This window comes from Protofrankia sp. Cr1 (assembly GCF_963555865.1).
GTDB lineage: Bacteria > Actinomycetota > Actinomycetes > Frankiales > Frankiaceae > Protofrankia.
Genome location: NZ_CAUVXO010000067.1, coordinates 2,913 through 8,759, shown reverse-complemented (window position 1 = coordinate 8,759; position 5,847 = coordinate 2,913). Strand labels below are relative to the sequence as shown.

Annotated in this window: 4 protein-coding genes; 1 reads left to right on the top strand and 3 read right to left on the bottom strand. The window is 71.0% G+C overall.

Translation table 11 applies throughout. The features are described from left to right. Nucleotides 1-1,366 precede the first annotated feature (1,366 nt). Nucleotides 1,367-2,956, bottom strand: a complete 1,590-nt coding sequence (locus tag U9980_RS08525; RefSeq protein WP_416210199.1) for a dolichyl-phosphate-mannose--protein mannosyltransferase — start codon at nt 2,954-2,956, stop codon at nt 1,367-1,369. Nucleotides 2,957-3,109: 153 nt separating this feature from the next. On the opposite strand from U9980_RS08525, the gene rsmI reads away from it, so the two are divergent. Beyond that, nucleotides 3,110-3,988 carry a 16S rRNA (cytidine(1402)-2'-O)-methyltransferase gene (gene rsmI, locus U9980_RS08520; protein WP_322767433.1) on the top strand — a complete coding sequence of 293 codons (879 nt, stop codon included), beginning with the start codon at nt 3,110-3,112 and terminating at the stop codon, nt 3,986-3,988. 36 nt (nt 3,989-4,024) lie between these two features. Here the strand turns inward: rsmI and U9980_RS08515 are convergent, their stop codons facing one another. Further along, nucleotides 4,025-4,549, bottom strand: coding sequence for a YdcF family protein (locus tag U9980_RS08515; protein ID WP_322767432.1), 525 nt, complete (start codon nt 4,547-4,549; stop codon nt 4,025-4,027). 5 nt (nt 4,550-4,554) lie between these two features. After that, nucleotides 4,555-5,847: ABC transporter substrate-binding protein (locus U9980_RS08510; protein WP_322767431.1), on the bottom strand; the 1,293-nt coding region annotated here is incomplete at its 5' end.

Below are 5,847 nucleotides of genomic sequence, written 5' to 3'. Positions count from 1 at the left end.
GGCGCTCGCCGCCTACTGGCCGGCGTTGGAGTTCTACGGCGACTCGTATTCCTACCTGCGGTACGCCCGCGAGCTCAGCCCGGATCCGGTCCGGCCGTTCGGGTACTCCGCGTTCCTGCGCCTGTTCGCGTGGTCACCGTCGTTGGTGGTGGTTCCTGCCGTCGCGCACCTGCTAGGTCTCGGTATCGGTGTCGCGCTGTACTACCTGTCGCTGCGGCGTGGGTTACCCCGGTGGCTCGCGGCGTCGGCTGCCGCGCCTGTTCTGCTGGATGCCTATCAGGTGGACATCGAGCAGATGGTCATGGCCGAGACGCTGTTCGCCACCCTGCTGGCCGCGGCGATTGTCGTGCTGCTGTGCCGCGCACGCCCGACCGTCGCCATGTCCGCCGGCGCCGGCATCCTGCTGGCCGCGGCCACCCTCACCCGTTCGGTGGCGCTGGTGCTGGGGTTGCTCGCCGCCGTCTACCTGCTCGCCCGCAAGGCCGGGATCCGACGGCTGCTCGCATTCGTCCTGTGCTGGGCAGCACCGCTGCTGGCCTACGCGGCCTGGTTCGCCGCCGCGCAGGGGAGTTTTGCGCTGCAGAATGTCGACGGGATGTTCCTCTGGGGCCGGGTCGCGCCGTTCGCGGACTGCGCCCGTTTCGAGGTGACGCAGGGCGAGATCCCGCTGTGCTCTCCGCATCCAGCCGACGAGCGGCCCGGGCCCAATTTCTACGACTGGGACCGCGCCAGCCCGCGGTACCGCTTTCGGGCGTTCGACGCGCGGACCAATGCGTTGTTCCGACACTTCGCGATCAAAGTGATCGTGGCGCAGCCCCACCAGTACGCCACGCTGGTGGCACATGACGTCGCGCACTACTTCTCCCCGTCGCGTCACGCTGAGCCACCGGACTGGTATCTCGGGAGCTGGCGGTTCCCGTCCGGGCGGGTTGATCCACGCTGGCACATCGACCTGGTGCTGTCCGACGTCGGCGGCGCGGCCGTGCCCCGCCGTTATGATCCGCTGCTGGGTGGTCTGCTGCGGGGATACCAGTCGTTCGGCTTCATGCCAGGCCCGCTGCTCGGCGCCTGCGCGCTGGTCGGTGTCCTGGCGTCGATGGTCGCCTCCGGTTATGGTTCCGTCCGGGCACGCCACGACTGTCTGCTGTTGGTCGCGATGGGGCTTGCCCTGCTGGTGGTGCCCTGCGCGACCGCGGTGTTCGACTACCGTTACATGCTGCCGACCCTGGTCTGCCTGCCGCTGGCGGGGGCGTTCGGGCTGAACCAACTGCGGACCGTACGGTTGCAGATCCGCAGAGTTCGGTACCATTCCATCCACTCCATCGGACGACGCGCGCGGGGCGACCTGACGGGCGCCGGGTGGCGGTCAGATCCAGCCTGGGAACCACATCCGGATCCGCCATGCCGAGGTCGGGATCACCTGCGCTGCCATGATCGGATAGAAGTAGACGAACAACAGGACGACGATGATCGCATAGACGCCGACCACCAGCGACCCGACCAGGCGACGCGTCTCCGAAGCGGTTCCGGGGCCCAGCGCGACACCTGCTAGGGCGGTCAGGCCGAGCACGAGGAACGGCAGCAGCGGCAGAGCGTAGAACAGGAACATCGTCCGGCTGGGGAATGCGAGCCACGGCAGGAACGACGTGCCGAAGCCGACCAGGACGAGGGCCGCCCGCCAGTCACGGCGGCTCGCCCACAGCGCGAGAACACCGAGCAGGGCGAGGGTGCCGAGCCACCAGATCGCCGGGTTGCCGATCGCCAGAATCTCCCGGGAGCAGCCGGCCTGGGCGTTACAGCCGGATTCGCCGATCTTGGGCGCGCCGTAGTAGTAGGCGACCGGGCGGCCCAGCACCAGCCAGCTCAGTGGCTTGGACGCGTAGGGATGCGAGGCGTCGAGGTGCTCGTGGAACTGGTAGATCAGCATCTGGTAGTCCCACCAGCCGCGCAGCGCTGCCCACGCGCCGTTGCCGAATTGGTGCCGGTTGTAGCCACCGTCGGTGACGAACCAGCCGGTCCACGTCGCGAAGAACGTCACCACCGGCAGGACGAGAAAGCTCACCGCCCAGATCGGGGTGTCCCGGGCCAGCGCGGCCAGGATCGGCCGGCGCGCACCCGCGGTCCGGCGCGCACCCACGTCCCAGGCGAAGGCAAGCGCGGCGAACCCGACGAGGGTGTAGAGGGCACTCCATTTCACCCCCATGGCCGCACCCAGACACAGCCCGCAGGCCAGCCGCCACGGGCGTGCGCCGAGCCACGGGCCGCTTCCCGTCAGGGCTGGGGGCGGGCCGGTGCCTGCTAGGGCTGGGGGCGGGCCGGTGCCTGCTAGGGCCGAGGGCGGGCCGGTGCCTGCTAGGGCCGGGCGCCCCGTCCCGTCCTCAGCTGCCTCGGCCTTCGCCCGGTTGGCCGCCAGCCGGGCCGCAAGTCGGGCGCGGCCGTCGTCCCGGTCGAGAACCAGACAGGCCAGGGCCAGCACGAGACCGGTCATCAGGAAGATGTCGAGGATCCCGATCCGGCTCTGGACGAACTCCAGCCCGTCGAAGGCGAGCAGGAGCCCGGCGAAGCAGCCGAGCAGAGTCGAGCGGAACATCCGCCGGGCGGTACGGGCGATGACGAGCACCGCGAGCGTCCCCGCGACTGCGGAGGCGAAGCGCCATCCCAGCTCGGGGTTGCCGTGCCGGACCCCGGCGCAGTCGGTGTAGCCGAAGAGCCATTCGGAGGCGGCCATCAGCCACTTGCCCAGCGGCGGGTGGACGACGAAGCCGGGGCCGTTGCACCCGCTCTTGATGTCGCTCAGCTCATAGCCGTGCGTCATCAGGCTATAGGCGTCGTGGGTGTAGTAGACCTCGTCGAAGTAGATGCCACGCGGCTCGGTGAGCTGCCAGAACCTCAGGACGCCGGCCACCGCGGCAAGCGCGAGCGACGCGAGCCAGCCGGCCAGTCGGTCGGTCGGCATCGGCGCCACCAGCCGGTCGGATGGCGGCCGGCCGCCATCGTCGTGGGTCAGGGCGACCGCGGGGGCCTGCGTGCCCTCGCCGCCCAGGGTCGGATAAGTCGCTGTCACCGCCACCGCATCAATGTAGGTCGTGGCTCCTGGCACACTCGGCGGGTGTCCGGGACTCTGGTGCTGTGCGGTGCGCCGATCGGTGATGTCCGCGATGCCAGCCCGCGGCTTGGCGAAATCCTCGCGAGCGCCGACATCGTCGCCGCCGAGGACACCCGCCGGCTGCGTCGGCTGACCGCCGCACTCGGGGTCACCATCTCCGGGCGGGTTGTCTCCTGCTTCGACGCGAACGAGGCGTCCCGTGCGGACTTCCTGCTCGCCCAGTTGCGTGCCGGCGCCACGGTGGCGCTCATCACGGACGCGGGCATGCCTGCTGTCTCGGATCCGGGCTTCCGGGTGGTGGCCGTCGCCGTCGCGGCCGGGGTGTCGGTCACGGTCGTCCCCGGCCCGTCCGCGGTGACCGCCGCGCTCGCGGTCAGCGGGCTGCCCACGGACCGCTGGGTGTTCGAGGGTTTTCTGCCGCGCAGGCACGGCGAACGTCGGTCACGCCTGGCCGAGCTCGCCGGGGAGCGACGCACTCTGGTCATCCTGGAGGCTCCACACCGGTTGCCCGCGACACTGGACGATCTTAGCGCGGCCTTTGGGGGGGATCGCATGGGCGTGCTGTGCCGGGAACTGACCAAAACCTGGGAGGAGATCGTCCGGGTCGATCTTGCCGGCCTGTGCGAATGGGCGCACGGCCGGGACATCCGCGGAGAGATCACTCTGGTGGTGGCGGGTGCGCCGCCGCCGTCCCCACCCGCTCGGGCAATGGTTGCCGGGACGCCGGCCGCGGCGGCCTTCGCCGTGACACTCGCAGCCGAGGTCGCGGGGCACGAGGCCGGCGGGACACCCCGCAAGGAGGCCATCGCGGCGGTGGCGGTGGCTCACGGCGTACCGCGCCGCGCCGTCTACGACGCCGTGGTCGCGGCCAAAGCCCGGTAGCGGGGCGTCCGCTGGGTGTCGCCTGCCCGCCGCGATTCAGCAGCTGCGCTGGATGGTCAGCGCCTTCACCGTTGCGGCCCACTCGTAGCTGATCATGTATGGCCAGGCGTACCACCGCGGCGACGCGGTGGCGAACAGGGCACGTCCGTCATAGCAGCGGTCCAGCCGCAGCCGTGCCCTGGTGCCCTGCGGGGTCCCCACGACGACCAGGACGGACCGCCAGTTGTAGCGGGCGGCGAGCGCCGCGGTCATCCGGGCTTCGCCCTGGGTGGTGAGCGGGTCCGGCCGGAAGCAGATCACCCGCACGTCGGGGACCGCGACCGGACAGCGGTCCTGGCCGTACGGGTTTGACACGGCGAGCATCGGCGCATACCCGGATCGGGCGAGTTCGACTGCCTTGGCCAGCCGCCCAGGGCTTCCCGCGTACATCACGATCGCGTCGACCTGCGTCGGGGCGTCGGTTGTCGGCCAGACGAACAGCCGTGCGCTCGCCGTGAGGAACACCACAGCGACCGTACCGAGAATGATCAGGATTCGGGAGCGCCGCTGCCCCACTTTCACCGGTGTCACGCGGCTTGGGGCCACGGCTGCCCGCCGCGGCGGCGCGGGTAGTGCAGCGGGGCCCGCAAGCGGTCGGGTGGCCAGACCGTGGCGGCGACACCGTCCTGCCACTGCACCAGATGACCCTGATGCCCGACCTGTAGCCCGGTGGCGGGGTCGAGGCGAAAGCGACCCAGCACGGTGGACGTGTCCAGCGCATATGCCGTGGCCAGTACCGCGGCGTCGTCGAGCAGGGAGCCGTCGACCTGGTCGAGCATTCGCACGCACCGCCCGAGAATCAGCCCGGCGGCGAACGCGACCGCTGCTGTCGCCGCCGGCGGCTGGTCGTGCATCTGCCGGTAACGGCTCACGAACTCCGACACGCTCGGGCCGGTGCCGGCCGCAGCGGGCAGCTGCGGCGACCAGGCACGCGGCCCCAGCAGCCCGTCACGCCGATCACCCAGGGTGGTCAGGGCATCGTCGTGCCCGGCGGTTGAGAACGCGGCGGCCCGCCACGGTCTGCGCAGGAGGATCTCGGCGGCGGTTGCCTCATCGTCGGGGTCAGCCTGGACGATCAGGACGTCCGCCGCCGGGAGCCGGCGTGCCGCGGCCCCCGCCTGCCCCGGGCGAAAGACACTGGATGTGACGTCGAAGTTCCGGGCTGCCGCTGCGGCGCGCGTCACGGAAACGATTTCCAACGCCCAGTCGCCGGCAGCCACCATTACTGCGAGCCTACGTGCTCGGCGGTCGGCGGAACGTACCGCGGCGAGCACTCCGCGCGTCCAGGTGGCCTGCGGCGCGGCCATGTTGATGATGTTCGGGACGGCTTGCCGGACGAAGCGCGTCGATGGTGCCGCGATGTTGAACAGCACCCGGTCGGTCGCGGCGCAGGCCGCGAGGGCGGCCTGCGGTCCGTGCGGGCCGAAGATGGCGTCAGGGTTGGCGGCCGCGGCGGACCGCGTTGCCGCGCCCGGGTGCGGGTGGGCGTCGTATGCGGTGACGTTGATCTCGTCCCACGCCGGTGGCAGGTGCTCGTCGCGTGCCCACAGCGTGGCGGCACGCAACGCGGCCAGACCATGGGCGGCCGCCGGGCCGGTCAGTGGCGTCACGAGGGCGACGGTGAGCGGTGAGGACATCGGTATCTGTTTACCAGGTGATGAGTCGGCGACACCCCGGTCATAGCGGGACAGGGTCACGACACCTCCGGCCAGATGGAGGCCGTCCGTAGGATCTGGCGTGGGCCACCCCTTGGCGCATGGGGGCGGGACGGCGGCGGAACGGAAGGGCAGGTGGCCGGCGAATGGCACGGGATGCCGGAG

What these genes read in the sequence shown, in the direction of transcription:
- U9980_RS08525 (WP_416210199.1), bottom strand. Translation starts at nt 2,956, where the DNA reads ATGCCGACCGACCGACTGGCCGGCTGGCTCGCGTCGCTCGCGCTTGCC.